Consider the following 24,004-nt stretch of genomic DNA (forward strand, 5'->3'; position numbering starts at 1 on the left):
ATGAACAAGCCGATATTGTTTGGCGCGGCGGCGATGCTGCTGGCGGGGTGCGGCAGCGAGCCGGCGAACAATGCCGTGAGCAATGTTGCGACGGGCAATGTGGTGGCGGCGGTGCCGGTGGCCAATGTCGCCAGCGCCGAGCCGGCCGCGGCGGGGCCGGCGCTTAACCTCGCCTCGGACGAACTGACGCTGGTGCTGCCCGACGGGACCAGCCGGCACATCGCCTTCGGCATGGACAAGGCGGCGGCGACGCAGATGGTCGCGGCTTCGCTGGGCAGCCCGATCGAGCAGGCAACCAACGAGGAATGCGGGGCGGGTCCGCTCGATTATGCGGCGTTCCGCGAGGGGCTGTCGCTCTATTTCCAGGAAGGCAAGTTTGCCGGCTGGGATTTGGATGGGCGCGAGAACGGCAAGTTCGCGACTGCCGACGGCGTGGGCATCGGCTCGACGCGCAAAAAACTCGAGGCGAGCGGGCCGGTGACCGTCGAGGAATCGACGATCGGGCAGGAATTCATGCGCGGCGAGATGTCCGGGCTGCTGAGCTCGGCGGGGGCGGACGGCAAGGTGACCAATTTGTGGGCCGGCGTGACCTGCATCGCGCGGTGATCGAGGCGGCGGGGGCGGGGGACCGCGCGGCGGTCGTCGGCTTGTGGCGTGCGTGCGGGCTGACGCGGCCGTGGAACGATCCGGATGCGGATTTCGCCTTGGCGCTGGCTACGGATACCAGCGCAATGCTCGTCGCGCGCGAGGGTGATACGGTTGCGGGCAGCGTGATGGTCGGGTTCGACGGGCATCGCGGCTGGGTCTATTATCTCGCGGTATCGCCCGAGCGGCGGCGCGGCGGGCTGGGCAGGGCGCTGATGGCGGCGGCGGAGGCCTGGTTGCGCGAACGAGGGGCGCCGAAGATCCAGCTGATGGTGCGCGGGAGCAATGACGCGGCGCTGGCTTTCTACGCAGCGCTTGGCCTGGAGCGGCAGGACGTCGTAACGCTGGGGCGCTTCCTGAAGGACCCGGCATGCGCGTGACGATCTACGGCATCAAGAATTGCGACACGATGAAGAAGGCGCGGACTTGGCTGGCGGAGCATGGGGTCGCGGCGGAGTTTCACGACTATAAGGCCGCGGGGATCGACGCGGCGCGGCTGGGGCAGTGGATCGAGGCGGCGGGGTGGGAGAAGCTTCTCAACCGGGCGGGGACTACCTTTCGCAAGCTGTCCGATGCGGACAAGGCGGACATGAATGTGGAGAAGGCAGTGGCGCTGATGCTTGCCCAGCCCTCAATGATCAAGCGGCCGGTGGTGGAATATCCAGGCGGGCTGCTGGTGGGGTTTGCGCCCGATCGCTATGCCGAGGCTCTTCTCTAGGCACCAGAATTCCGATACGCATGCGTCACGTTGCAGATTTCGGGGAAAAGCGGTGACCATTGCGAAGCGGCCTGGCTGGTTCATCATCCTGGTGGGCGTGCTGATCCTGTGGGGCTTGGCGGGGTGCGCGGCATTCTACATGCACGTCAAATACGGCCCGGCGATGGACCCGGCGGCGACCGACTGGGACCGCGCTTATTTCGCGGCGCTGCCGGCATGGTTTACCTGGGACTATGCGATTGCGATCGGCGCGGCGCTGCTCGGCTCGATCGCGTTGCTGGCGCGGTCGAAGGCGGCGGGGCCGCTCTATGTGGTCTCGCTGATCGCAGTGGTGATCCAGTTCGGTTACGTGTTCTTCGCGACCGACTTGCTCGCGCATAAGGGCGCGGCGGCGACGGTGCCGTTCCCGGCGTTCATCCTTGCGATGGCGGTGTTGCAGGTATGGCTGGCGGGATATGCGCGGGACCGGAATTGGGTGGGGTGACTTTCCGACACGCCTAAAAAATAGGGACAGTCCCCAATTTCTCTCGAAGCGGCGGCGCGAGGCCAGCGGTCGGCAGGAAAATGGGGACTGTCCCTGTTTTTGTACCGCATGGCGCCGCACGAAAATGGGGACTGTGCCTAATTTCCCCGAGCATCGTCGCAGGTGGAGGGGGCGCCCTCTTCCTCCTACCGCCTCGGCGGCGGCCCCTCCCTCTCCCATCAAGGGAGAGGGGTTTGCCCTAATCCTCCCACTGGAAGACTTCTTCCAGCGGCTTGCCGAAGACCCTTGCGATGCGGAAGGCGGCTTGGAGCGTGGGGGAGTATTTCCCCGCTTCGATCGCGGCGACGGTCTGGCGGGTCATGCCGATCTTCTCGCCGAGTTCGGCCTGGGTCATCTCGCCTGCCATGAAGCGCAGGGTGCGGACCTGGTTGGCGATGTGCGATTTAGCCAAATCAGCCTCCGATCCTGTAGCCGATGGCCTTGGCGCCGAAGCGGACGGCTTCGCCGAGGATGAAGACGCCGATCAAGGCGAAGATGACGTTGGTGCCGCGCAGGCCGACATGCATCCAGCCGATCACCCCGGCGATCGCCACCAGCACGACGCCGTAGGCGATGGCGCTGGCGCGGCGGCCGAGCAGGCGATCGCGCTCGTCGGGAGCGGCGGCCGCTTCGCCCGGGGCGATCAGCGCCGATACTGCCGCGACGGCCCCCAGCAGCACCGCCTGCGCGCCCGCGGCGGCGATGAACAGGAAGAACAAGATCGGATCGTGCGATCCGCCGGGCCGAGTGACGACGACCGTGAAATAGGCGCCCCAGGTGAGCAGCGTCGTCATGAACGCGGCCCAAGCTATCCTCTCTCGAAACGACAAATCCATTCTCCCTGTCATCAATGCTCGACTCGATGTAAAAGATATATAACATTGAGTCAAACCAGGATGACATTGGCTTGTGCTTTGCTTCCATCGTTCCGCCCCCGGCGCTAGAGGGCGGCGATGTCCCACATGACTCTCGATACGGCGACGAGCCGCGCCAACCCCACGCCTGCGCCGATGAAGCGCGTGACCGTCCCCGCGATCCGCAAGCGCAAGGCGGAAATCGCGGAGGGCGCCGAGCCGCTGGTGATGCTGACCGCCTATACAGTGCGCACCGCGCAGATCCTCGATCCGCATTGCGACATGCTGCTGGTCGGCGACAGTCTGGGCCAGGTGATTTACGGCTTGCCATCGACCGTGCCGGTGACGCTCGAGATGATGGCGGCGCATGGCGCGGCAGTGGTGCGCGGCAGCTATCATGCGCTGGTGGTGATCGACATGCCGTTCGGCAGCTATGAGGCATCGCCCGAACAGGCATTTGCCAGCGCCGTGCGGCTGCTCAAGGAAACCGGGGCGGCGGCGGTCAAGCTGGAGGGCGGGGCGGCGATGGCGCCGACGATCGCTTTCCTGAATGCGCGTGGCATCCCGGTGGTCGCGCATGTCGGGCTGACGCCCCAGGCGATCAACACGCTGGGCGGCTATGGCGCGCGCGGGCGCAGCGAGGCCGAGCGCGCCAAGATCGTTGCCGATGCCGAGGCGGTTTCGGAGGCCGGGGCCTTTGCGCTGGTGATCGAAGGCGTGGTCGAGCCGATCGCAGTGGAGATCACCCAGAAGGTCGCCTGCCCGACGATCGGGATCGGCGCATCGGCGCAGTGCGACGGCCAGGTTCTGGTGACCGAGGACATGCTGGGGATGTTCGAGCGGACGCCGCGTTTCGTGAAGCGCTTCGACGATATGGCTGGCCGCATTTCCGCCGCGGTTGAGACCTATGCCGCAGACGTTCGCTCCCGGGCCTTTCCGGGTGCCGAACAGGTCTATGCGGCGCGGGATTGAACGGCTAGGCAAGCGAACTTTCCCAAGGCCGTGTCCCTCGCTAGGGTCGCGCCTTTACGAGACCGATGGAGTAGATTTTGGCGCTTCCCCCCTCCGGCACGACAGATGAAGCCTTTGTCCGCGAAGTCGATGAGGAGTATCGCCGCGACCGGATGGTGAACATCTGGCGCAATTACGGCCGCTGGATCGTCGGCGCCGTCATCCTCGCTCTGCTGGCGCTCGCCATTTATCTGTACATGGGCCACCGCGCCACGCAGGCCGCCGGCGTCCAGGGCGAGAGGTTCGACGCCGCGATCCGCCTGGTCGAAGAGAACCAGCCGGACAAGGCGATGCCCGAATTCGAGAAGCTCGCCAAGGAAGGCGATGAGGGCTTTGCCGCCCTCTCGCGCATCACGCAGGGCAATCTGCTGCTCCAGAAGGGTGACGTGAAGGGCGCTACCGCCAAGTTTGCCGAAGTGGCGGCGACGAGCGGCTATCCGCAGCCCTATCGCGACCTGGCGCTGCTTCGCCAGACCTCGACCGAATTCGACACGCTCAAGCCCGAACAGGTCATCGACCGGCTCAAGGGTCTCGCCGTCTCGACCTCGCCATGGTTCGGCACGGCCGGCGAAATGGTCGCCGCATCCTATCTCAAGCAGGGCAAGCGCGGCGATGCCGGCAAGCTTTACGGCCAGATCGCCCAGGGTGGCGAAAACGTGCCCGAATCGATCCGCCAGCGCGCAGTGACGCTGGCCGGGGTTCTCGGCGTCGACGCCATCGATCAATCCACAGGAAATACTACGCGATGAACAACAAGGTGAGGGTGGTAGCGGCGATTTCGGCGCTCGCGCTGGTCAGCGGCTGCGGGATTCTGAAGGGCGGCGGCAAGAAGACCCCGGTGCTCGGCGAACGCGTTCCGATCCTGCTGTCGGAGAACGACATCGTCGCGGACAGATCACTGTCGGCAGTCGAAGTGCTCGTGCCCGAAGCGGCGGCCAATGAGAGCTGGAACCAGCCCGGCGGCAACGCAGCCAAATCGATGGGCCATCTGGCGCTCGGCCAGAACCTGACGCGGGTCTGGTCGAAGTCGGTCGCCAAGCCTTCCAAGCGCGCGCGGCTCGCGGCATCGCCGGTCGTCTCGGGCAACAAATTGTTCGTGATCGACACCGATGGCGTGGTTCGTGCCCTGGCCGCCGATACCGGCGCCGATCTGTGGCGCGCCGATACGGTGAAGGAAGACGGCAACAAGCCCGCGCGCTTCGGCGGCGGCGCCAGCGTCGAGGGCGACCGGGTCTTCGCATCCAACGGCCTGGGCGACCTGGTCGCGCTCAACGCGGCCGATGGCACCGAGATCTGGCGCAAGCGCCCCGGCGGCCCGCTGCGCGGCTCGCCGACGGTTGCCAATGGCAATGTCTATGTGATCACCCAGGACAACCAGCTGTTTGCGCTGTCTCAGGAGAATGGCGACACGGCATGGCCGGCCTCGATTTCGGCGAGCCTGGAATCGCAGGGCGTTTTCGGCGTCGCGGCGCCGGCATCGGCGAACGGCACCGTCGTCGCCGGCTTCTCTTCGGGCGAGCTCAATGCCTATCGCTACGAGAATGGCCGCTCGCTCTGGGCCGAAGTGCTTTCGCGCAGCTCGATCTCGACTTCGGTCTCGTCGCTTTCGGACATCGATGCCGAGCCGGTGATCGATCAGGGCCGCGTCTATGCCGTGGGGCAGGGCGGGCGCATGGTCGCGATCGACGTGGCCACCGGCCAGCGCATCTGGGAACAGAATATCGCCGGCATCTCGACGCCCTGGGCGGCGGGCGAATGGCTGTTCATCGTCACCGACGATGCCCGCCTGCTGGCGATCTCGCGCGGCAGCGGCAAGGTCCGCTGGATCTCGCAGCTGACGCATTACCGCAACGAGAAGAAGCTCAAGGGCGAATATAGCTGGGTCGGGCCGGTGCTCGCCGGGGGCAAGCTGATCCTTGCCAATTCGGAAGGCGAGCTGGCGTTCGTATCGCCCGCGGATGGCAGCGTGACTTCGACAATGGACGTGAAGGCGCCGGTGTCTCTGCCGTTGGTGGTGGCGAACAGCATGCTCTACGTGCTCGACGACAAGGGCCAGCTGACGGCGTACAAGTAACCGCCTGCTTCCCCGTCACCCCGGCCTTGTGCCGGGGGCCAGCGGGAGGGAAGCGAAGGCATAGAGTGTCGTGGCCAGCCGGTGCGGCACGATGGACCCCGGAACAAGTCCGGGGTGACTTCCCAATACGACACGTACAGGTCGCCTCATCGCTGGAAAAATGGGGACAGTCCCCATTTTCCCTCCGGCCGATGATCTTGTTACGCCGCTCAGCCGCGAAAATGGGGACTGTCCCTATTTTTGGTCGCGCCCGTTTCTTTTGTTCGTGAAGCAAATGAGTCTATAGGCGCGCCATGCCCCAACCTACCGTTGCCATTATCGGCCGCCCCAATGTCGGCAAATCGACGCTGTTCAACCGGCTGGTCGGCAAGCGCCTGGCGCTGGTCGACGATCAGCCGGGGGTGACGCGCGATCGGCGCGAGGGCGAGGCGGTGCTGCTGGGGCTCGAATTCCGGATCATCGATACCGCCGGCTATGAGGATGACGATGTCGCCACTTTGCCCGGCCGTATGCGCGCGCAGACCGAGGCGGCGGTGCGCGATTCGGACGTTTCGCTGTTCCTGATCGATTCGCGGGTGGGCATCACGCCGCTCGACGAAGAGATCGCCCGCTGGCTGCGCAGTACCAATCGTCCCGTTGTGGTGATGGCCAACAAGGCCGAGGGCAGGGCCGGCGAGACCGGCATCATCGAGGCGATGGCGCTGGGTCTCGGCGATCCCATCCCATTCTCCGCGGAGCATGGCGAAGGCGTGGTCGATCTGTTCGAGGCGCTGCGCCCGCATATCGAGCGCGACGAGGACGAAGCGGAGGACGAGGAGGATGCAGATTCGCCCGACGCGATCCTCAAGCTCGCCATTGTCGGCCGGCCCAATGCGGGCAAATCGACCCTGGTCAACAAGCTGCTCGGCGAGGACCGGCTGATCACCGGGCCGGAGGCGGGGATCACCCGCGATTCTATCTCGGTCGACTGGTCGTGGCCCGATGACGAGGGGCAGACCCGCAAGGTGCGCCTGATCGACACCGCCGGGCTGCGCAAGAAGGCGCGGGTCGAAGAGAAGCTCGAAAAGCTTTCGGTGATGGACACGCTGCGATCGATCGACTTTGCCGAAGTCGTGGTGCTGCTGCTCGATGCGACGCGCGGGCTGGAAGTGCAGGACCTCAAGATCGCCGACCGCGTGCTCCAGGAAGGCCGGGCGCTGATCATCGTCCTCAACAAATGGGACGTGGCGGAGAATGCCTCCAGCCTGTTCAACGGGGTCAAGGGCGCGCTGGAAGAAGGGCTTTCGCAGGCCAAGGGCATTCCGGTGCTGACCGTGTCGGCGATCACCGGCAAGGGCCTCGACGTGATGATGAAGGTGGCGTTCGAGACGCGCGAGGCCTGGTCGCGCCGGGTTTCGACCGGGCAGCTCAACCGCTGGTTCGAGAAGGCGATCGAAGCCAATCCGCCGCCCGCGCCTGGCGGCAAAAGGATCAAGCCGCGCTATGTCACGCAGAACAAGTCGCGCCCGCCGAGCTTCGTGCTGTTCGGCACGCGAGTCGATCTGCTGCCGGTCAGCTACCAGCGCTATCTGATCAACGGCCTGCGCAAGGAGTTCGACTTCGGGGCGGTGCCGGTGCGCTTGAGCCTGCGCGCGTCGAAGAACCCATTCGATCAGGACAAGAAGTAGACACAGGACCTACGCAATTACCCATATCGCTCATATCAACCTGCTGTTTACTTCCGCGGCATAAGAATGGCGCCGTGCCTGAGTGTGCTGAGTTGGGGTAAAATGCGATGATCGGCGGCGATCCTCTAGTGAATTGGGCGATATTCGGCCGCGCGCGTGCCGAGCTCGGCGCGAATTTCGTGCGCATTCTCGGTTACTTCCGCGAGGATGGGGTCAAGTCCGTGTCGCAGATCGAAGAGGCGATGCGCGCATCGAGCGCCGCGGCGATGGTGATCCCCGCGCACACGCTGAAGGGCGAGGCACACCAGTTCGGCGCCGAAGTGCTGGGCGACCTGGCCGAGGAAATCGAGACGATCGCGCGGCTCTGCGTCGAGCGGCAGGACACGCCGACCAATGCGCTGGAGCAAGTCGTCAAGCTGCGGCCGCTGTTCGAGGAGACGCTGCAATTGCTGGAGCGCGAGGCCAACCCGCTGGTCGAGCGGCGGCCGGCGTTCGGGCGGCGGAGCTTGGCGGGCTGAGCGAATTTCACCCCTCCCTTGCAGGGGGGGACAAGAGGGGCTAGTCCCCGTCTGCTTCCGGCTTGCTGTTGAGCTGGATGTAATTCTCCAGGCCCATGCGCTGGATCATCTCGAACTGACGCTCGAGCGTGTCGACATGCTCTTCCTCGCTGTCGAGGATGCGGCGGAACAGGTCGCGGCTGACATAGTCGCGGACCTTTTCGCTATGCTCGATGCCGTCCTTGAGCACGGCGATCGCCTCGATCTCGAGTGCGAGATCGGCGCGGAGCGCTTCCTCGACGGTCTCGCCGATGCGCAGGCGGCCAAGCAATTGGAAATTGGGCAGGCCATCGAGGAACAGGATGCGCTCGGCGACCATGTCGGCATGCTTCATCTCGTCGATCAATTCGTGACGCTCGAACTCGGCGAGGCGCTTGACGCCCCAATGATCGAACATGCGGTAATGCAGCCAATATTGGTTGATCGCAGTGAGCTCGTTCTTGAGCACCTCGTTGAGATACTCGATGACTTTCGCGTCGCCCTTCATGATGCCCACCTGTCGCTGAATTCAGGCGTGACAATACGCCCGCGGTGGCGCGTTGGACAGCTAAAAAATGGCGGAAATCTGCGGTTTTTCGTACTTGCGACTGTTACGCAGCAGCACGCTCTTCAGCGATAATGGCTCGCGCGAACGGGACGCACTGGCCGCATTTGGGCTGGCGGCCGAGCGCCCGATAGGCCTGGCAAGCACTGACCGCGCCCTCGCGCGCAGCTTCGCGCACATCATGTTCCCGGATTGCATTGCAAACGCAGACGACCATCGAACCCTCACGCCTAATGATCCGCATCTAGGGCTATTGAGACTGATTCGCAAGCCTATTGCGAGGCATTCGCAGGCTCAGATGGCGGCGGGTCCGCGGATCGGTTCGAGCCGACCGCGAGCGAGGCTGCGCCACAGCCACTCGAACGGGCCGAATCGGAAGCGCGCCAGCCAGGGCCTGGACCAGAGCAGCATCAGTGCCCACATCGCCGCGACGACCAGATAAAGCTGCCAGCGCGAGAGATAGCCGAACCAGCCAAAACCATAGCCGTAGAAGAAGGTGGTGCAGATCAGGCTGGTGGCGAGATAATTGGTGAAGGCCATCCGCCCCGTGGCCGCGATCCGCTGGGTCAGTGCACCGCCGGAGCGCGCAAGCAGCATGATCAGGCATGCCCAGCCGACGAACATCAAGGGGCGGACCGGGGTGGCCAGCAGCATCACTGCGAGCACGACCGCAAAGATGTCGAACTGCGCGTGGACCAGATAGACGGCCAGCGCGACATAGACCGGGAGCGCGATGCCCCAGCAGACCAAAAGCCATTTCGCGTAGCACCGCGGCGCCCATTCGCCGCGCAGCATGCCGCTCTTCAGCCCGGCCATGCCGAGCAGCATATAGGCCAAGGTCTCCGGTCCGAAGAACCCGAGCGTGGCGAGCGGCATGACGGCGTCGTTGCCGACGCGATCGGCCAGGATCGTCATGTAGTCGCCCCGGTGCAGCGCCAGGCTATTGGCGATCTCGCTCGCCGGGGGCACGCCGAAGCCGTTGACGAACTCGGCCAGCATCTTTGCGTTCTTCGCTGCCTCGGCGGGGTTGGCGGCGGGCAATTGGAGCTGGTGGATCAGGAAGGGCAGGCCGGAGAAGATCAGCGTGCCGAGGCAGATCAGCATGACCGCCAGGATCAGCAGCCGCGGCACCGGCATCCGGCGCATCCCAAAGGCGATCATGCCGACCAGCGCATAATGGGTAAGGATATCACCGTGCCAGACGAGGAAGAGGTGCGCGAGGCCGAATACCAGCAGCCAGATCATGCGGAGATAATGGACGCGCGCCGGGCTGCGCCCGCTTTCCTCCGCGCGCTCGATCACCAGCAGCATCGATGCGCCGAACAGGAACGAGAAGAGCCCGCGCATCTTGCCATCGAACAGCACGAAATTGACGAGATAGACGCCGAGATCGGCGCCGTGCCACCCGCCATAGGCACGCGGGTTCATATAGGCGGCTTCGGGCATCGCGAAGGAGACGATGTTGAGCAGCAAGATGCCCATCACCGCGACGCCGCGGACCACATCGAGCGATTGGAGGCGCTGGCTGCCCATGGGTTCGCTGCTCATCTGCCCCGCCTCATCCCCGTTCTGCCTGCCCTTTGGAAACAAGCTAACAGCATTTGTCAGTCTGCCCCAATCCGGTGTTACGCTATTCCCGGCGCCGGCAGGATTGCCAGGAGGAGCCACGATGATCATCTCTACATTGCTCGCAATGTCGCTTGCCGCACAAGCGCAAGAGACCAGCCAGGTCTGCGCCTACAAGCCAGGTTCGAAGAAGCTGGTGCATGTCGCGGCGCGGATGCGTAATTTCACGCCGACCGGGGTGGTGATCCTCAATGGCCGTGATGTTCCGTGGGAGAAAAGCGGCTTCGTCGATTCAAACGGCAAGAGCTGGGCGATCAACAATGAGCCGATCAAGTTCGGCGGCAAGACCTATGTCAAATACGGCTTGCCGCGCGTGCTTTCGCTCAACGAAGTCGAGTGGGCCGGAGAGAAGGACGGCGCGGCGATCGCAGTCGAGAAGGGCAGCAGCGCCCGCGCAGTGATCTATCTGCTCCACCGCGGCCTGGAATGCGCCTTCCAGCCTTATCAGGTCCAGCGCTGAGACTCATGCGAGCGCGGCAGCAGTGGCTGAGGGTGTTTGAGCACGATCCTGCCCCCGGCAGGATCTGCGCGATGCTGGGGGGCATCGCGCACTCAAACGCCCGTAGCCACTCCCATCAGCGCGGGGAAGAAGCCTTCGTGCGCGGCGCGGAGATCGGCGAGGGTGACGCAATAATCGCCTTCCTCGAGCTCGAAGATCAGCCGGTCCTTGATCGTGCGGCCGATCGGATCGGCGGCGAGGCCGGCCTTGTCGGCCGCAACGAGGAAATCGGCGAGCAATTCGTCGCGCACGGTGATGACGTAGAGCCCCTGATCCTCGCCGAACAAGCTGCCGGCCACGCCGAAGGGCTGGGGTGAATCGAGGATCGCGCCGATGTTCGAGGCCAGCGCCATTTCGGCGAGCGTGACGGCGAGGCCGCCGTCCGAAACATCGTGGCAGGCAGTGATGCAGCCGCTGCCGATCGCCGAACGGACAAAGGCGCCGGTGCGGCGTTCGGCCATGAGATCGACCGGGGGCGGCGGGCCTTCTTCGCGGCCGTGGATTTCGCGCAGCCAGATCGACTGGCCGAGATGGCCCGAGCGCTCGCCCAATGCGATGATGATGTCGCCGGTGCCCTTAAAGGCGATGGTGCAGCTCTTCGACCAATCCTTGAGCAGGCCGACGCCGCCGATCGCGGGGGTAGGGAGGATCGCGCTGCCGCCGCCCGTGGCCTTGGACTCGTTGTAGAGGCTGACATTGCCCGAGACGATCGGGAAATCGAGCGCGCGGCAGGCCTGACTCATGCCATCGAGGCAGCCGACGATCTGGCCCATGATCTCGGGGCGCTGGGGATTGGCGAAGTTGAGGCAATTGGTGATTGCGAGCGGCGTTGCGCCGACCGCCGAGAGGTTACGCCAGGCTTCGGCGACCGCCTGTTTGCCGCCTTCGACCGGGTCGGCAAAGCAATAGCGCGGCGTGCAATCGGTGGTAATCGCCAGGCCCTTTTGCGTGCCATGGACGCGGACCACCGCGGAATCGCCGCCGGGGCGCTGGACGGTGTCGCCGCCGACCTGGCTGTCATATTGCTCCCAGATCCAGCGGCGGCTGGCGATATCCGGCGAGCCCATCAGCTTGAGCAGGTCCGCGGCGGGATCGGCGCTCTCGGGCACATCGGCAAGCGGCGGCTGGGGCGGGGTCGGGACGTGGGGACGATCGTAGAGCGGGGCTTCGTCCGCCAGCGGGGCGAGCGGAATGTCGGCGACGGTCTCGCCCTTCCACTTGAGCACCATATGGCCGGTATCGGTGACCGTGCCGATCACTGCGAAATCGAGCTCCCATTTGCGGAAGATCGCTTCGGCGAAATCCTCGCGGCCGGGCTTGAGGACCATGAGCATGCGCTCCTGGCTCTCGCTCAGCATCATCTCGTACGGGGTCATCCCGGTTTCGCGCTGGGGCACATCGTCCATGATCAGCTCGATGCCGACGCCGCCCTTGCTCGCCATCTCGACCGAGGACGAGGTGAGCCCCGCCGCGCCCATGTCCTGGATCGCGACGATGGCGTCGGAGGCCATCAGCTCGAGGCAGGCTTCGATCAGGAGCTTTTCGGTGAAGGGGTCGCCGACCTGCACCGTCGGTCGCTTTTCGTCGCTGTCCTCGCCGAAATCGGCGCTGGCCATGGTCGCGCCGTGGATACCGTCGCGGCCGGTCTTCGAGCCGACATAGACGATCGGATTGCCGACGCCCGAGGCCGCCGAATAGAAGATCTTGTCCTGATCGGCGACGCCGACGGTCATCGCGTTGACGAGGATGTTGCCGTCATACGCGGAGTGGAAATTGACTTCGCCGCCGACGGTGGGGACGCCGACGCAATTGCCATAGCCGCCGATGCCGTGGACGACGCCGGCGATGAGATGGCGCATCTTGGGGTGATCGGGGCGGCCGAAGCGCAACGCATTCATGTTGGCGACCGGGCGCGCGCCCATCGTGAAGACGTCGCGGAGGATGCCGCCGACGCCGGTCGCGGCGCCCTGGTACGGCTCGATGTAGGACGGGTGGTTGTGGCTCTCCATCTTGAAGATCGCCGCCTGACCGTCACCAATATCGATGACGCCGGCATTCTCGCCCGGGCCGCAGATGACGTGCGGGGCTTCGGTGGGGAGCTTCTTCAAGTGCAGCCGCGAGGATTTGTAGCTGCAATGCTCGGACCACATCACCGAGAAGATGCCCAACTCGGTGAGATTGGGCTCGCGGCCCATGGCGTGGAGCACGCGCTCATATTCTTCCGGGGACAGGCCGTGCTCGGCGACGATCGCAGGGGTGATCTCGGTCATGGCGCAGCCCATAGCGATGGTGCGAACGCTCGTCACCCCGAAGCTGGCGGTGCCGGGGATCAGCCGCCGATATTTTCCTCGTAGGTGCTGATGCGGATACGGATCTTGCGGCGCTGGGGCTTGCCCTTGAAAGTGGTGGGCGCGCTGTAGCGGGTGCCGGCGGGATAGGCCGGGCAAATGTCCGGTGGGCGCGGGACATTGTCGAACGGCCGCGGCGCGGGCTCGCAATTGGAGACGATGCCATTGGCCTCGACAGTAAGAACCGAGGAGGCCATCGTCTCGCGGATCCGTCCGCGCAGTTCGATGGTGGGCGAGCCGACTCCGACTTGACCCAAGCCGATCGCAATCAACAATAACGGGGGCATTCCGTCTCCTTTCAGGCGACGCGGCGGGGGGCGAGGGGCTCGCCGCTCAGCAGCGCCTGCGCCTGGGCAAGCGGCATCGGGCGACCGAGCAGATAGCCCTGGATCGCGTCCAGCCCAAGCGCGCGGAGCATTGCCAGTTCGGCTTCGGTCTCGACGCCCTCGGCGATCAGGCGGCTGCCGGTTTCCTGGGCGAAGACCGCGAGCGCCGCGGCCAATGCGCGGCGGCCGGGATCGTTGGCGATGTCCTGGATCAGGGAGCGATCGAGCTTGATCAGATCGGGGCGGACCTGGAGGATCTGCTGGAGCCCCGAATAGCCCGAGCCGGCATCGTCGACGGCGATGCGTATCCCGCGGGCCCGCAGAGGCGCGAGCGCGGCGATCAGCGAATCGAAATTCTCGACGAAGCTGTGTTCGGTGATCTCCAGGACGATGCGTTCGGCGGGATAGTCGGCCAGCGTTTCGGCCAGCGCGTCGCTGAGCACGGTGCTGGGGGAGGCGTTGACCGCGAGATAGACAGGGTCAGGCAGGGTCTCGAGCGCGGCCAGCGCCTTGCGGATCGCGAGCAGCTCGAGCTCGACGCCCTGGCCGACTTCGTCCGCCTCGGCGAACCAGCGATCGGCGGTGCGGCTCGGCTCGGCATGGAAGCGCGACAGGGATTCGAAGCCGATCGGGCATTGTTCCTTGAGGCTCCAGATCGGCTGGTAGACGATCTCCAGCCGATCGGAGGCGAGAATTGCGTCGATCCGTGCGCGCTTCTGACGGAGTTCCTTCGATTCCTCGATGTCGCGGTCGATCTCGAAGGCGGCAAGCTCGGCAAAGGCGCGCATCATCCCGAGATCGCGGGCGTTGAGGCTGGGATCGGCGGCGGGGCCGAGGCAGCAGAACATGCCGTATAGCGATCCATCGGCCAGCCGGAGCGGCACGCTGACATGCGCGCCGATCGGAATTGCCGCGGTGATCGGCATCGCCATCGCCACGGGTTCCTGCGACGTATCCGGGATCAGCTCGGGAAGGCGCCCGGCGAGGATATGGCGGCAATAGACGTCATCGAGGGACTTGGCGTCGCCCGGCTTGATCAGCGCTTCGAGACCCGGCGCATCGACATGACGGAACACTGCCTCCTCGCCGACAAATTCCGAAACATAGGCGACCTGCAGACCCATATGCAGGCGGACGGCCTGGAGCGCGCGCTGGATCATGCTCTGCGGATCTGCGCCCGGACCGGGCAGGATCACGTCGCGGATAGTTTCAGCGGCCAAGGCAAATCCCCATTAAGCACAGGCGTTTCAAGGGGATACATCGGCTAGTGTGAAGAAAGCCTGAGGGCGGCCCTAGAGGATCTCGCGGACGGCTTCGGGTGGGCGGCCGAGGCGGACTCCTTTTGCGGTCTCGACCAAAGGCCGCTCGATCAGGATGGGGTCGGCGGCCATGGCGGCGAGGATCGCTGCGTCGCCGGCGCCGGTCAGTTGCCTGGCGCCGGGCTCGGCCTTGCGGAGCAGCTGCGCGGGGGTGAGGCCGGCGCGGGCGAGCAGGCGGGCGAGTTCGTCCGCGCTCGGCGGGGTCTTGAGATATTCGACGATCTCGATTTCGGCGCCGGCATCGTGGAGGATGGCGAGCGTTTCGCGCGATTTCGAGCAGCGCGGGTTGTGGTAGATCGTGGCTTTCATTGTCTCACTCTTCGGTCACCCTGAACTTGTTTCAGGGTCCAACGCGCTACAGGCGACGGCTTCGATTGTTGCACGATGGATGCTGAAACGAGTTCAGCATGACGGTTGGAATGTTAGACGTCCTGCTTCGCCAGATGGCTGCCGCGCGCGGGAGCGCCCATCCCCCGGATGGTCACTCCGATTCCGCCCGCGCCAGCCATTCCTCGAGCCACTTGATCGTATAGTTGCCGCTCTGGAAATCGGGATCCTCGATCAGCGCCTGGTGGAGGGGGATCGTGGTCTTCATGCCGTCGATCACGAATTCCTCGAGCGCGCGGCGCAGACGGCGGATCGCGCCGGCGCGCGTGGTGCCGTAGACGATCAGCTTGGCGATCATGCTGTCGTAGTATGGCGGCACCTTATAGCCGGCATAGAGCCCGCTATCGACGCGGACATTCATGCCGCCGGGGGCGTGATAGCCCTTCACCAGGCCGGGCGAGGGGGCGAAGGTGCGCGGATCCTCGGCATTGATGCGGCATTCGATGGCGTGGCCGCGGAACTGGATATCTTCCTGGCGCAGCGTCAAACCGTGCCCCTCGGCGACGCGGATCTGCTCGCGGACCAAATCGAGCCCGGTGATCGCTTCGGTGACCGGATGCTCGACCTGGAGCCGGGTGTTCATTTCGATGAAATAGAACTCGCCATTTTCCCACAGGAACTCGATCGTGCCGGCGCCGCGATAGCCCATGTCGGCCATCGCCTTGGCACAGGTGGTGCCGATGCGGGCGCGGTCCTCGGCGCCGAGGACCGGGGAGGGGGCCTCTTCGAGGACCTTCTGGTGGCGGCGCTGGAGCGAGCAATCGCGCTCGCCCAAGTGGATCGCATTGCCCTCGCCATCGCCGAAGACCTGGACTTCGATATGGCGCGGATTGCCGAGATATTTTTCGAGATAGACGGTGGCGTCGCCGAACGCGGCCTTCGCCTCGCTGCCGGCCTGCTGCATGAGCGTCTCGAGCTGGTCCTCGCTGGTGCAGACCTTCATGCCGCGGCCGCCGCCGCCGGAAGCCGCCTTGATGATCACCGGATAGCCGGCCTTGGCGGCGATCGCCTTGGCCTCGGCGACGTCGCTGATCGCGCCGTCCGAGCCGGGGACGAGCGGCAGGCCCAATGCGCCAGCGGTGCGCTTGGCCTCGATCTTGTCGCCCATCGTGCGAATATGCTCGGGCTTGGGGCCGACGAAGATGATGCCGTGCGCTTCGACGATATCGGCGAACTGGGCGTTCTCGGAGAGGAAGCCGTAGCCCGGGTGGATCGCGTCGGCGCCGGAGATTTCAGCGGCGGCGATGATCCGGGGGACATTGAGATAGCTCTCGGCGGCGCTCGGCGGCCCGATGCAGATCGCCTCATCCGCAAGGCGGACGTGCATGGCATCGCTGTCTGCCGTGGAATGCACCGCGACGGTCTTGATGCCCATTTCGTGGCAGGCGCGGTGAATGCGCAGCGCGATCTCGCCGCGATTGGCGATCAGGAGCTTCTCGATCTTCTTCAAGGTTATTTACTCGACCACTACGAGCGGCTGGTCGAACTCGACCGGCTGGCCGTTCTCGACGAGCACTGCCTTGACCGTGCCCGCGGCGCTCGCGTGGATCGGGTTCATCACCTTCATCGCCTCGATGATCACCAGCGTATCGCCGGCGGCAACCTTGTCGCCCACGCTGACGAAGTTCTTCGCCTCGGGATTGGCGGCGAGATAGACCGTGCCGACCATCGGCGACTTGACGGCGTTCACCGACGCGGCTGGCGCGGCCTCGGCTGCCGGAGCCGCGCTGGCGGGGGCAGCGGCGGGCGCGGGGGCGAAGGCAGGTGCCTGGATCATCGCCGGCGCGGCCTGGACGGTGCGCGCGACGCGCACCTTGCGATCGCCGTCCTCGACTTCGATCTCGGTGAGGTTGGTATCGTCGAGGACTGCGGCGAGCTGGCGCACAAGGTCGATATCGACGTGCATCCCCGGCTTGTCGTTGTTTTCGGCCATTTGACTCTTCTTCCGATGAAAGCGCGCGCTCTGTCAGAGTCGCGCGGCGGCTTCAAGCGCAAGCATATAGGAAAGCGCGCCGAACCCGGAGATGGTTCCGCGTGCGGCACGACCCACGAAACTCTCGTGGCGGAATTCCTCGCGCGTGAGCGGATTGGAGAGGTGGACTTCGATTACCGGCGTCTTGATCGATTTGATGGCATCATAGACGGCGAGACTGGTGTGGGTGAACGCGCCGGCATTGAGGAGCACCGCTTTGGCGCCACGGGCCTGGGCCTCGTGAAGCCAGTCGCATAGATGCCCTTCATGGTTAGACTGGCGCATGTCGATCGTCAGGTCGAGCTCGCGGGCGCGGTCTTCAAGCTGGCCGGCAATGTCGTCGAGCGTGTCCGAACCGTAAATCTCGGGCTCGCGCGTCCCCAGCAGATTGAGGTTGGGGCCGTTGAGGACGAAAATCGTATCGGCCAAGCCGGTGCCTTTCGGTTGCGGGCGGTGTGCGGCCCTCCCTATATGAGCCGCGCCCCCCGATCAAATCGCGCTAGGACCCAGCATGCATACCGATGGCACCGTTTCGATCACCGTCAATGGCGAGCACAAGCGCGTGACCGCGGGGCTGACCATCGCGGCGCTGGCCGAGGAGCTGGGGCTGGTGCCGGCAAAGCTAGCCGTGGAGCGCAATCTGGAAGTGGTGCCGCGCTCGACGCTCGATCAGGTGCTGGTCGAGGATGGCGACGAATTGGAGATCGTGCATTTCGTCGGTGGCGGGGATCATGCGGCGCCGCTGGCAGACGATAGCTGGAGCGTGGCAGGCAAGACCTTCCGCTCGCGGCTGATCGTCGGCACCGGCAAATATAAGGATTTCGCGCAGAACGCCGCTGCGGTGGAGGCATCGGGCGCGGAGATCGTCACGGTGGCGGTGCGGCGGGTGAACGTGTCCGACCCGAATGCGCCGATGCTGACCGATTTCATCGATCCCAAGAAGATTACCTATCTGCCCAATACCGCAGGCTGTTTCGACGCCGAGAGCGCGATCCGTACGCTGCGCTTGGCGCGCGAGGCGGGGGGCTGGGAACTGGTCAAGCTGGAAGTGCTGGGCGAGGCGCGGACGCTGTATCCCGACATGGTCGAGACGCTACGCGCGACCGAGATATTGGCGAACGAAGGCTTCAAGCCGATGGTCTATTGCGTCGATGATCCGATCGCCGCGAAGCGGCTGGAGGATGCAGGCGCGGTGGCGATCATGCCGCTCGGCGCGCCGATCGGCTCGGGGCTGGGCATTCAGAACCGGGTGACGATCCGGCTGATCGTGGAGGGTGCCAAGGTGCCGGTACTGGTCGATGCCGGGGTCGGTTCGGCGAGCGACGCCGCGGTGGCGATGGAATTGGGCTGCGACGGCGTGCTGATGAACACCGCCATCGCCGAGGCCAAGGACCCGATCCTGATGGCGGCGGCGATGAAAGCGGCGGTCGAGGCCGGGCGGCTGAGCTATCGCGCCGGGCGGATGGGCAAGCGGATGTATGCCGATCCGAGCAGTCCGCTGGCGGGGTTGATTTAGGGGAGGGCATCCTCCCGCTAGATCGAGGTCACCAGTCCGACGAGCGCTCCGGCTGCGACAATGGCCGGCGTCACCCAGGCACCCTTGACCCGCCATGCCATCAGGAGCGCGGCGCCGAATACGGCCGTAGCCAGCAAGGGATTGGCGATGCGGGGGCCGGTGGCCAATGTCAGCTGGGCGAAGGTGGCGGCGATGATTCCGACCACGGCTGCCGCGACGCCGGCCAGCACCCGGTGCAGCGCCGGGTTCTCCACAAGCGCTTCCAGCCGCTCGAACAGGACCAGCGAGAATGCAAAGGCGGGCAGGAACATGCCGGCAGTGATCGCCATCGCGCCATATAGGCCCCCAGCGACATAGCCGACAAAGGTCGCGAAGATGACCAGCGGCGCGGGCAGCACGCCCGCCAGCGCGATGCCGTCGAGGAAAGTCGCATCGCTGATCCAGCCGCGCCCGACGGTATCGGCGCGGACATAGGGGATCGCCGTGTACGCCCCGCCGAAGGTGAGCAGCCCGCCCTTGAGCCCGGCCAGGAACAGCGCCGCCACCGTCACCGCCCCGCCGGCTTGGCCGGACGGATCGAGGCCGGGCTGCGCTGTCGAGGCTAATTCGAGCGTCCAATGCACGGTGGCTGCGACGCCGGCGGCTGCCGCGATGATCAAGAGCGCTGCCGCGGGACGATGCGACGACATATAGGCCAGCCCGCCGGCGGCGAGGGGAATCCAGAAGGGGATGCCCGCCAGGGTGGCGATCAGGCTGACGGCGGCGATGACGCCCAATAGCCAATCCTCGACGATATGCTGGCCGATCCGGACGACCGCGCGCAGGATGACCGCCAGAACCACGACCTGCACGCCCAGCAGCACCGCGGAGAGGCCGGGATTGCCGGCGATCCAGGCGGTATAGGCCCATCCCGCCAGCAGCATCAGCACGAGACCTGGCAGCATGAAGCCGAGCCCGGCGAGCAGGCCGCCGATACGGCCGCGCGCGATCATCCCGAGATGGACGCACAGCTCATGTGCCTCCGGTCCCGGCAGGACCTGCAGGACGGCAAGCAGCCGATTGAACCGCGCCGGATCGATCCAGCGTTCCTGCTCGACCAAGGCTTGGCGCAGCATGGCGATCTGAGCGACCGGCCCGCCAAAGGCGAGCGCGCCGAAGCGCAGGAATTTGAGGAATAGGACAGGCAGGCTGAGCGCGGGAACGCCGGGTTGCAGCGGGCCGCTCATGGGCGTGCTCCCCGCGCCTGATGAGAGGCCCAGTCATGGGTTTCCCCGCGCGCGTCGCGACACCAGCGATAGAGTGCGTCATATGCCAGCATCCCGGCATCGAGCTGTTCGAGGTCGTTGGCGTAGAGACGCGACAAGCCCAGGGACAGCGCGAGCAGGCCCGCCGCCTCGGGCGCAGCATGCAGCCGCGCCGTGTCTGCGCCGCGCACGATCTGGGCCAGATATTGCAGCGCAGGAAATCCGCTCAGCCCGAACCCCTCGACCATTGCATCGAAGGTGCATTTGTCGCCGTCATGGCTCCATCTGACGCCTTCTATGTCGAACGGCGCGGCCGCGTATTGCTGGGCAATTGCCGGCACTTCCGAAGCCGCGACAAACAGGAATACGGCGCTCGGATCGACGAAGCGCCGGATCAGCCAGGGGCAGGCAATGCGATCGACTTTCGGCCTGGCGCGAGTCACCCAGATCGTACGCCCTTGCCGATCGCGTGGCGGCAGCGCTGCCTCAGGCACCATCGGATGGCCGCCCGCGGCCCAGGCGGCGAGGCCACCCTCGAGGGTTTCGGCATCGGCCCCGGCATGCCGCAGCCACGCCGCAACGCCTTCGCTCGCGGCGCCGCCATTTCCGCACGCCGCAATGACGCTCCGGCTAGCGAATTCGGCTGCCCAGCCGGCGGCGTCGGCTGGGTCCTTGCGAATGGAGCCGGGCAACAGCCGCGGGTCCGCGGCGAATTCATCGGCAGTGCGGACATCGATGATTGCGGGGCAATTGGGCGTGCCGATCAGCTTGAGCAGCTTGTCGACGGATATGGAATTGATCGCGGGCATGATGCGTCCTCAGGAGGTTGGGACGCGATGCTTCGGCATGTCGCCTCGTGGGGAGATCGCTTTCCCCATGGCTTTTCTTCGACGATGCCCGGCGCCTCTGTCAAGGCTGTGGAGCGTTGCGCCTTTCGCCGCTCAATGCCCCTTGCGCACGAACCAGACGCTGCGGCCGCCGACATGCTCATCATCGGGCGCGAAGTCTATTTCGAGCAGGTCCAGATCCTCGAACAGGGCGCGGTATTCGAAGGGGGCAAGGCTGGCATGGTAGATGTCTTCGCCGAACTGGTGGCCGATCGCTTCGCCGCGGGCCGGGCCGCTGTTGAACAGCATGGCGCCGCCGGGCTCCAGCCAGCCGGCCATTTTGGCGATCATCACGGCCTGATCGTCGTGCGGCAGGTGGAACAGGCTGTCCCAGGCGAGGATGCCTTCGAAATTGCGGGCCATGACGGCGTTGCGCATATCGGTGTGCAGCCAGATGTGGCGGGGGAAGCGGGTGCGCGAGAGCGTGATCATGCGGGCGGAGACGTCTACGCCGGTGATGTGGTGGCCCTTGTCGACCAGATAGCGGCCGACCGGCTCGCCGGCGCCGCAGCCGAGATCGAGGATGTGGCCGCCTTTGGGGATTGCCAGCAGGAAGCGATCGAGCCAGCCGCGCTCGACGAAATTCTTGCGGCGCGCGGCATCGAATGCATGCGCGTGCCGCTCATAATGCTCGGCGATCTTATCGGGCATGTTCGGGCCGGTCGGGCATCGTTCGGAACCCCCGCCGGGCGCGGACCGTTTAACCTATGACGCAAACAGCCGGCGCCTTCCGCGCCGGTTCCGTGCCAGGAGGCTGAAATCATGGGTGAACTCACCGACAAGATCAAGGGCAACGTGGACGAGCTGGCCGGCAAGCTCAAGCAGCACAGCGCCGATCCCGAGACGCGCGACGAAGGCGCGGCGCAGGAGATCAAGGGCAAGGGCGAGCAGTTCGTCGGCAAGGTAAAGGGCGCGCTCGGCGACGATATCTGAGCAGACGTACCTAATGAAAAGTTGCGCCGGCAAGGCAGAAATGGGCCGTTTCGCATTGGCGAAGCGGCCTTTTTCTCGCCTCGCCGCACGACTCCACCGCGGCGCCGCACCGGGTTTGACTTAAGGGCGGGCGAGGAGGACACCGCTCATACGCCGACTCAGTCCGGGGGGACGCCATGTATCATTCCCAGCTTGCTTATTCCGACGATGCCGTGCTGCCTTTCGGGCAAAGCGAGATCGCTGAAGTTGATCTCGGGAAACTGGGCCCGACGCTCAAGCGCGCCCGCGAGGCGAAGCGCCTGACGCTCGAGGATGTGGCGGCGACGACGCGGATCAGCCTGCGTTACCTGACGGCCATCGAGAATTCGCGTTTCGACACCTTTGTGGGCGCGGTCTACGCGCTCGGCTTCGTGCGGGCTTATGCGCGGATGGTGGGGATGTCTGAAGCCTGGGCGGCGGATACGCTGCGGGCCGAGGCTGGTTGGCGGTAGCTAGTCCGCGAAAACAGGACAGTTCTCGGGCAGTTCTCCGAAAATAGGGACAGTCCCTATTTTCCGGGCTCGCTTGCGGCATGCCGCTCGCGAAAGATGGAAAATGGGGACTGTCCCTATTTTCTAGGCGTTGCGGATCCCGGTGACGGTCAGTCCCGGCGTGATGAATTCCACATCGGTCTTGAGGTGGAGCAGGCGGACGCCGGTCTCGGCCAGCGCGCGATCGAGCGCGGGGGCGAAGGCCGCGGTCGTCTCCACCGTTTCGGCCCAGCAGCCATAGGCTCGGCCGAGCGCGGCGAAATCGGGATTGCGGAGCGTGGTGCCGGATAGGCGGGCGGGATACTCGCGCTCCTGATGCATGCGGATCGTGCCGTAGGCGCCGTTGTCGATCACCAGCACCAGGATATCGGCTTCGTGCTGGATCGCAGTGGCGAGTTCCTGGCCGTTCATCATGAAATCGCCGTCGCCCGCCAGCGCCACGACCGGGCGATCGGGAGCGCGGAGCTTGGCGGCGACTGCGGCCGGGACGCCATAGCCCATGGCACCCGCGGTCGGCGCGAGTTGGGAGGGCTGGGCGGCATAATGCCAGTAGCGGTGCCACCAGGACGAGAAATTACCGGCGCCGTTGCAGATGATCGCGTCGGGGATACGCTCGCGCATCGCGGCGACGCACTGGCCGAGATCGAGGGTGACACCCTCGCGGGGCTTGGGGGTGGACCATTCGAGCCATTCGGCATGGGCCGTGGCGCCGTCGAAGGTGGGGAGCTCGATTTCGTCCTCGGCGGCAACCGACACGGCGAATTCGAACGGCCGCGCGCAGATCGGCAGATCGGCGAGATAGACGCGGTTGAGCTCATTGGGATCGGGATGGACGTGGATCAGCGTCTGGCCGGGATGACCGGGGGTGATCAGCGTATAGCCGTCGGTCGTCGCCTCGCCGAGGCGTGCGCCGACCACGAGCAGCACGTCGGCCTGCTTGATCCGCTGGACCAGCTTGGGATTGGGGCCGTAACCGAGATTGCCGGCCCAGACCGGCGAGCTGTTGGGGATGGCATCCTGACGGCGGAAGGCGCCGGCAACCGGCAAACCGATGCGCTCGGCGAATTTGGCGAAATCCTGGCCGCTATCCTCGTCCCAACCCGCGCCGCCGACGATCGCGACGGGGTTCTTCGCGGCGGCGAGGATCTCGAACATCTGATCGAGATCATAGGCGTCGGGGGATTGGAGGGCGGGGGCGAGCTCGGGGCGGTCCACGGCCTCGACCATATCGCAGAGCATGTCCTCGGGCAGGGCGACCACGACCGGGCCCGGGCGGCCGGACATAGCCACGTTCCAGGCGCGGGCGACATATTCGGGGATGCGGCGGGCGTCCTCGATCCGCGTCGCCCATTTGGCGATGGGGGCGAAGAAGGCAGTGAAATCGACTTCCTGGAAGCCCTCGCGATCGCGCATGCCCCGGTCGACATCGCCGATGAACAGGATCATCGGCTGCGAATCCTGCATCGCGACGTGAACGCCGATGCTGGCATTGGTCGCGCCTGGCCCGCGCGTGACGAAGGCCACGCCCGGGCGCTGGGTCATCGCCCCGTCTGCGCAGGCCATGAAGCCGACGCCGCCTTCCTGGCGGCAGGTAACCACGTCGATTTGCGGCACATCGTGCAGCGCGTCGAGTACGGCGAGGAAGCTCTCACCGGGTACGTGGAAGATACGGTCGCAGCCTTGTGCTACCAGATTATCGACGAGGATCCGGCCCCCGGTTCGTTTCGCGGTCATGGCACGTGTCTAGACCGGCAAGGCGGGCGGGCGTAACCCCCCGCCGCCTTGCCGCCCTTGGCAAGGGTTCCCCGGGGCATGCCCCAAGGG

General features: G+C 65.5%; 29 protein-coding genes. 13 read left to right on the top strand and 16 right to left on the bottom strand.

What is annotated here, in order from left to right:
• The 4 genes from ACZZZM_RS08880 to ACZZZM_RS08895 are packed head-to-tail and all read left to right on the top strand — an operon-like array spanning position 1 to position 1,847.
• A complete protein-coding gene (locus tag ACZZZM_RS08880) occupies positions 1-606 on the top strand; it encodes a hypothetical protein (protein ID WP_463594742.1) in 606 nt (201 codons plus the stop codon).
• Complete coding sequence (locus tag ACZZZM_RS08885; protein ID WP_463594743.1) at positions 576-1,025, top strand: GNAT family acetyltransferase; 450 nt, start codon at positions 576-578, stop codon at positions 1,023-1,025. Before ACZZZM_RS08880 ends, ACZZZM_RS08885 begins: the two co-directional genes overlap by 31 nt.
• Entirely contained in the window at positions 1,016-1,363 is a 348-nt protein-coding gene (locus ACZZZM_RS08890) for an ArsC family reductase (protein ID WP_463594744.1), read from the top strand. The genes ACZZZM_RS08885 and ACZZZM_RS08890 overlap by 10 nt, the downstream gene beginning before the upstream one ends.
• A gap of 52 nt (positions 1,364-1,415) precedes the next feature.
• Positions 1,416-1,847 (top strand): hypothetical protein, encoded by a 432-nt coding sequence (locus tag ACZZZM_RS08895; RefSeq protein ID WP_463594745.1) that lies wholly within the window; start codon positions 1,416-1,418, stop codon positions 1,845-1,847.
• A 238-nt stretch (positions 1,848-2,085) separates the two neighbouring features.
• On the opposite strand, the gene ACZZZM_RS08900 is transcribed toward ACZZZM_RS08895, so the two are convergent.
• Together ACZZZM_RS08900 and ACZZZM_RS08905 are read right to left on the bottom strand one after the other, a co-directional pair.
• The gene (locus tag ACZZZM_RS08900) at positions 2,086-2,298 is read right to left on the bottom strand and encodes a helix-turn-helix transcriptional regulator (RefSeq protein ID WP_463594746.1); all 213 of its coding nucleotides are present in this window, start codon (positions 2,296-2,298) and stop codon (positions 2,086-2,088) included.
• A gap of 1 nt (position 2,299) precedes the next feature.
• Positions 2,300-2,680 carry a hypothetical protein gene (locus ACZZZM_RS08905; RefSeq protein WP_463594747.1) on the bottom strand — a complete coding sequence of 127 codons (381 nt, stop codon included), beginning with the start codon at positions 2,678-2,680 and terminating at the stop codon, positions 2,300-2,302.
• Between the two features lie 159 nt (positions 2,681-2,839).
• Here ACZZZM_RS08905 and panB point away from each other — a divergent pair, with 159 nt between their 5' ends.
• The 5 genes from panB (at position 2,840) to ACZZZM_RS08930 (ending at position 8,010) form a co-directional block, all read left to right on the top strand.
• Positions 2,840-3,712, top strand: coding sequence for a 3-methyl-2-oxobutanoate hydroxymethyltransferase (panB, locus tag ACZZZM_RS08910; RefSeq protein ID WP_463594748.1), 873 nt, complete (start codon positions 2,840-2,842; stop codon positions 3,710-3,712).
• A gap of 77 nt (positions 3,713-3,789) precedes the next feature.
• Positions 3,790-4,500 (top strand): tetratricopeptide repeat protein, encoded by a 711-nt coding sequence (locus ACZZZM_RS08915; RefSeq protein WP_463594749.1) that lies wholly within the window; start codon positions 3,790-3,792, stop codon positions 4,498-4,500.
• Positions 4,497-5,825 carry an outer membrane protein assembly factor BamB family protein gene (locus ACZZZM_RS08920; protein WP_463594750.1) on the top strand — a complete coding sequence of 443 codons (1,329 nt, stop codon included), beginning with the start codon at positions 4,497-4,499 and terminating at the stop codon, positions 5,823-5,825. Before ACZZZM_RS08915 ends, ACZZZM_RS08920 begins: the two co-directional genes overlap by 4 nt.
• A gap of 293 nt (positions 5,826-6,118) precedes the next feature.
• The gene (gene der, locus ACZZZM_RS08925; protein ID WP_463594751.1) at positions 6,119-7,492 is read left to right on the top strand and encodes a ribosome biogenesis GTPase Der; all 1,374 of its coding nucleotides are present in this window, start codon (positions 6,119-6,121) and stop codon (positions 7,490-7,492) included.
• 107 nt (positions 7,493-7,599) lie between these two features.
• Positions 7,600-8,010 (top strand): Hpt domain-containing protein, encoded by a 411-nt coding sequence (locus tag ACZZZM_RS08930; RefSeq protein ID WP_463594752.1) that lies wholly within the window; start codon positions 7,600-7,602, stop codon positions 8,008-8,010.
• A 40-nt stretch (positions 8,011-8,050) separates the two neighbouring features.
• On the opposite strand, the gene bfr is transcribed toward ACZZZM_RS08930, so the two are convergent.
• From bfr to ACZZZM_RS08945, 3 genes are all read right to left on the bottom strand, one after another.
• A complete protein-coding gene (gene bfr, locus ACZZZM_RS08935) occupies positions 8,051-8,536 on the bottom strand; it encodes a bacterioferritin (protein WP_463594753.1) in 486 nt (161 codons plus the stop codon).
• A gap of 103 nt (positions 8,537-8,639) precedes the next feature.
• The gene (locus tag ACZZZM_RS08940) at positions 8,640-8,810 is read right to left on the bottom strand and encodes a (2Fe-2S)-binding protein (RefSeq protein ID WP_463596412.1); all 171 of its coding nucleotides are present in this window, start codon (positions 8,808-8,810) and stop codon (positions 8,640-8,642) included.
• 77 nt (positions 8,811-8,887) lie between these two features.
• Positions 8,888-10,141, bottom strand: a complete 1,254-nt coding sequence (locus ACZZZM_RS08945) for a DUF418 domain-containing protein (protein ID WP_463594754.1) — start codon at positions 10,139-10,141, stop codon at positions 8,888-8,890.
• 121 nt (positions 10,142-10,262) lie between these two features.
• On the opposite strand from ACZZZM_RS08945, the gene ACZZZM_RS08950 reads away from it, so the two are divergent.
• On the top strand, positions 10,263-10,679 hold the full coding sequence (locus ACZZZM_RS08950; protein ID WP_463594755.1) for a hypothetical protein: 417 nt from the start codon (positions 10,263-10,265) through the stop codon (positions 10,677-10,679).
• A 92-nt stretch (positions 10,680-10,771) separates the two neighbouring features.
• Here ACZZZM_RS08950 and purL read toward each other — a convergent pair whose 3' ends face one another.
• The 7 genes from purL to aroQ form a co-directional block, all read right to left on the bottom strand.
• The gene (gene purL, locus ACZZZM_RS08955) at positions 10,772-12,988 is read right to left on the bottom strand and encodes a phosphoribosylformylglycinamidine synthase subunit PurL (protein ID WP_463594756.1); all 2,217 of its coding nucleotides are present in this window, start codon (positions 12,986-12,988) and stop codon (positions 10,772-10,774) included.
• Positions 12,989-13,047: 59 nt separating this feature from the next.
• Positions 13,048-13,353: a hypothetical protein gene (locus ACZZZM_RS08960; RefSeq protein ID WP_463594757.1), complete on the bottom strand. Its 306-nt coding sequence runs from the start codon at positions 13,351-13,353 to the stop codon at positions 13,048-13,050.
• Between the two features lie 11 nt (positions 13,354-13,364).
• A complete protein-coding gene (locus ACZZZM_RS08965) occupies positions 13,365-14,612 on the bottom strand; it encodes a sensor domain-containing phosphodiesterase (RefSeq protein ID WP_463594758.1) in 1,248 nt (415 codons plus the stop codon).
• Positions 14,613-14,684: 72 nt separating this feature from the next.
• Positions 14,685-15,020, bottom strand: a complete 336-nt coding sequence (arsC, locus tag ACZZZM_RS08970) for an arsenate reductase (glutaredoxin) (RefSeq protein ID WP_463594759.1) — start codon at positions 15,018-15,020, stop codon at positions 14,685-14,687.
• A 172-nt stretch (positions 15,021-15,192) separates the two neighbouring features.
• Positions 15,193-16,548, bottom strand: coding sequence for an acetyl-CoA carboxylase biotin carboxylase subunit (accC, locus tag ACZZZM_RS08975; protein ID WP_463594760.1), 1,356 nt, complete (start codon positions 16,546-16,548; stop codon positions 15,193-15,195).
• 6 nt (positions 16,549-16,554) lie between these two features.
• Positions 16,555-17,031 carry an acetyl-CoA carboxylase biotin carboxyl carrier protein gene (gene accB / locus ACZZZM_RS08980; RefSeq protein WP_463594761.1) on the bottom strand — a complete coding sequence of 159 codons (477 nt, stop codon included), beginning with the start codon at positions 17,029-17,031 and terminating at the stop codon, positions 16,555-16,557.
• A 33-nt stretch (positions 17,032-17,064) separates the two neighbouring features.
• Positions 17,065-17,499, bottom strand: a complete 435-nt coding sequence (gene aroQ, locus ACZZZM_RS08985) for a type II 3-dehydroquinate dehydratase (RefSeq protein ID WP_463594762.1) — start codon at positions 17,497-17,499, stop codon at positions 17,065-17,067.
• Between the two features lie 82 nt (positions 17,500-17,581).
• On the opposite strand from aroQ, the gene thiS reads away from it, so the two are divergent.
• Positions 17,582-18,586 (top strand): sulfur carrier protein ThiS, encoded by a 1,005-nt coding sequence (thiS, locus tag ACZZZM_RS08990; RefSeq protein WP_463594763.1) that lies wholly within the window; start codon positions 17,582-17,584, stop codon positions 18,584-18,586.
• A 17-nt stretch (positions 18,587-18,603) separates the two neighbouring features.
• Here thiS and chrA read toward each other — a convergent pair whose 3' ends face one another.
• The 3 genes from chrA to ACZZZM_RS09005 all read right to left on the bottom strand — a co-directional run bounded on the left by chrA (position 18,604) and on the right by ACZZZM_RS09005 (position 21,368).
• Positions 18,604-19,812, bottom strand: coding sequence for a chromate efflux transporter (gene chrA / locus ACZZZM_RS08995; protein ID WP_463594764.1), 1,209 nt, complete (start codon positions 19,810-19,812; stop codon positions 18,604-18,606).
• Complete coding sequence (locus ACZZZM_RS09000) at positions 19,809-20,639, bottom strand: chromate resistance protein ChrB domain-containing protein (RefSeq protein WP_463594765.1); 831 nt, start codon at positions 20,637-20,639, stop codon at positions 19,809-19,811. The genes chrA and ACZZZM_RS09000 overlap by 4 nt, the downstream gene beginning before the upstream one ends.
• A 132-nt stretch (positions 20,640-20,771) precedes the next feature.
• The gene (locus ACZZZM_RS09005; RefSeq protein ID WP_463594766.1) at positions 20,772-21,368 is read right to left on the bottom strand and encodes a class I SAM-dependent methyltransferase; all 597 of its coding nucleotides are present in this window, start codon (positions 21,366-21,368) and stop codon (positions 20,772-20,774) included.
• A 111-nt stretch (positions 21,369-21,479) separates the two neighbouring features.
• Here ACZZZM_RS09005 and ACZZZM_RS09010 point away from each other — a divergent pair, with 111 nt between their 5' ends.
• Together ACZZZM_RS09010 and ACZZZM_RS09015 are read left to right on the top strand one after the other, a co-directional pair.
• Positions 21,480-21,650, top strand: a complete 171-nt coding sequence (locus ACZZZM_RS09010) for a CsbD family protein (RefSeq protein ID WP_463594767.1) — start codon at positions 21,480-21,482, stop codon at positions 21,648-21,650.
• 176 nt (positions 21,651-21,826) lie between these two features.
• Positions 21,827-22,141, top strand: a complete 315-nt coding sequence (locus tag ACZZZM_RS09015; protein WP_463594768.1) for a helix-turn-helix domain-containing protein — start codon at positions 21,827-21,829, stop codon at positions 22,139-22,141.
• 123 nt (positions 22,142-22,264) lie between these two features.
• Here ACZZZM_RS09015 and ACZZZM_RS09020 read toward each other — a convergent pair whose 3' ends face one another.
• Positions 22,265-23,914, bottom strand: a complete 1,650-nt coding sequence (locus ACZZZM_RS09020) for a thiamine pyrophosphate-binding protein (RefSeq protein WP_463594769.1) — start codon at positions 23,912-23,914, stop codon at positions 22,265-22,267.
• Positions 23,915-24,004 lie beyond the last annotated feature (90 nt).

It is taken from the genome of Sphingomonas sp. AC522, from assembly GCF_979258125.1.

What these genes read in the sequence shown, in the direction of transcription:
- ACZZZM_RS09010 (WP_463594767.1), top strand. Translation starts at nt 21,480, where the DNA reads ATGGGTGAACTCACCGACAAGATCAAGGGCAACGTGGACGAGCTGGCC.
- ACZZZM_RS08920 (WP_463594750.1), top strand. Translation starts at nt 4,497, where the DNA reads ATGAACAACAAGGTGAGGGTGGTAGCGGCGATTTCGGCGCTCGCGCTG.
- ACZZZM_RS08940 (WP_463596412.1), bottom strand. Translation starts at nt 8,810, where the DNA reads ATGGTCGTCTGCGTTTGCAATGCAATCCGGGAACATGATGTGCGCGAA.
- purL (WP_463594756.1), bottom strand. Translation starts at nt 12,988, where the DNA reads ATGACCGAGATCACCCCTGCGATCGTCGCCGAGCACGGCCTGTCCCCG.
- ACZZZM_RS08890 (WP_463594744.1), top strand. Translation starts at nt 1,016, where the DNA reads ATGCGCGTGACGATCTACGGCATCAAGAATTGCGACACGATGAAGAAG.
- ACZZZM_RS08905 (WP_463594747.1), bottom strand. Translation starts at nt 2,680, where the DNA reads ATGACGACGCTGCTCACCTGGGGCGCCTATTTCACGGTCGTCGTCACT.
- panB (WP_463594748.1), top strand. Translation starts at nt 2,840, where the DNA reads ATGTCCCACATGACTCTCGATACGGCGACGAGCCGCGCCAACCCCACG.
- ACZZZM_RS09000 (WP_463594765.1), bottom strand. Translation starts at nt 20,639, where the DNA reads ATGCCCGCGATCAATTCCATATCCGTCGACAAGCTGCTCAAGCTGATC.
- accB (WP_463594761.1), bottom strand. Translation starts at nt 17,031, where the DNA reads ATGGCCGAAAACAACGACAAGCCGGGGATGCACGTCGATATCGACCTT.
- ACZZZM_RS09005 (WP_463594766.1), bottom strand. Translation starts at nt 21,368, where the DNA reads ATGCCCGATAAGATCGCCGAGCATTATGAGCGGCACGCGCATGCATTC.
- ACZZZM_RS08945 (WP_463594754.1), bottom strand. Translation starts at nt 10,141, where the DNA reads ATGAGCAGCGAACCCATGGGCAGCCAGCGCCTCCAATCGCTCGATGTG.
- ACZZZM_RS08880 (WP_463594742.1), top strand. Translation starts at nt 1, where the DNA reads ATGAACAAGCCGATATTGTTTGGCGCGGCGGCGATGCTGCTGGCGGGG.
- chrA (WP_463594764.1), bottom strand. Translation starts at nt 19,812, where the DNA reads ATGAGCGGCCCGCTGCAACCCGGCGTTCCCGCGCTCAGCCTGCCTGTC.
- bfr (WP_463594753.1), bottom strand. Translation starts at nt 8,536, where the DNA reads ATGAAGGGCGACGCGAAAGTCATCGAGTATCTCAACGAGGTGCTCAAG.
- ACZZZM_RS09020 (WP_463594769.1), bottom strand. Translation starts at nt 23,914, where the DNA reads ATGACCGCGAAACGAACCGGGGGCCGGATCCTCGTCGATAATCTGGTA.
- ACZZZM_RS08960 (WP_463594757.1), bottom strand. Translation starts at nt 13,353, where the DNA reads ATGCCCCCGTTATTGTTGATTGCGATCGGCTTGGGTCAAGTCGGAGTC.
- ACZZZM_RS08950 (WP_463594755.1), top strand. Translation starts at nt 10,263, where the DNA reads ATGATCATCTCTACATTGCTCGCAATGTCGCTTGCCGCACAAGCGCAA.
- arsC (WP_463594759.1), bottom strand. Translation starts at nt 15,020, where the DNA reads ATGAAAGCCACGATCTACCACAACCCGCGCTGCTCGAAATCGCGCGAA.
- der (WP_463594751.1), top strand. Translation starts at nt 6,119, where the DNA reads ATGCCCCAACCTACCGTTGCCATTATCGGCCGCCCCAATGTCGGCAAA.
- ACZZZM_RS09015 (WP_463594768.1), top strand. Translation starts at nt 21,827, where the DNA reads ATGTATCATTCCCAGCTTGCTTATTCCGACGATGCCGTGCTGCCTTTC.
- thiS (WP_463594763.1), top strand. Translation starts at nt 17,582, where the DNA reads ATGCATACCGATGGCACCGTTTCGATCACCGTCAATGGCGAGCACAAG.
- ACZZZM_RS08930 (WP_463594752.1), top strand. Translation starts at nt 7,600, where the DNA reads ATGATCGGCGGCGATCCTCTAGTGAATTGGGCGATATTCGGCCGCGCG.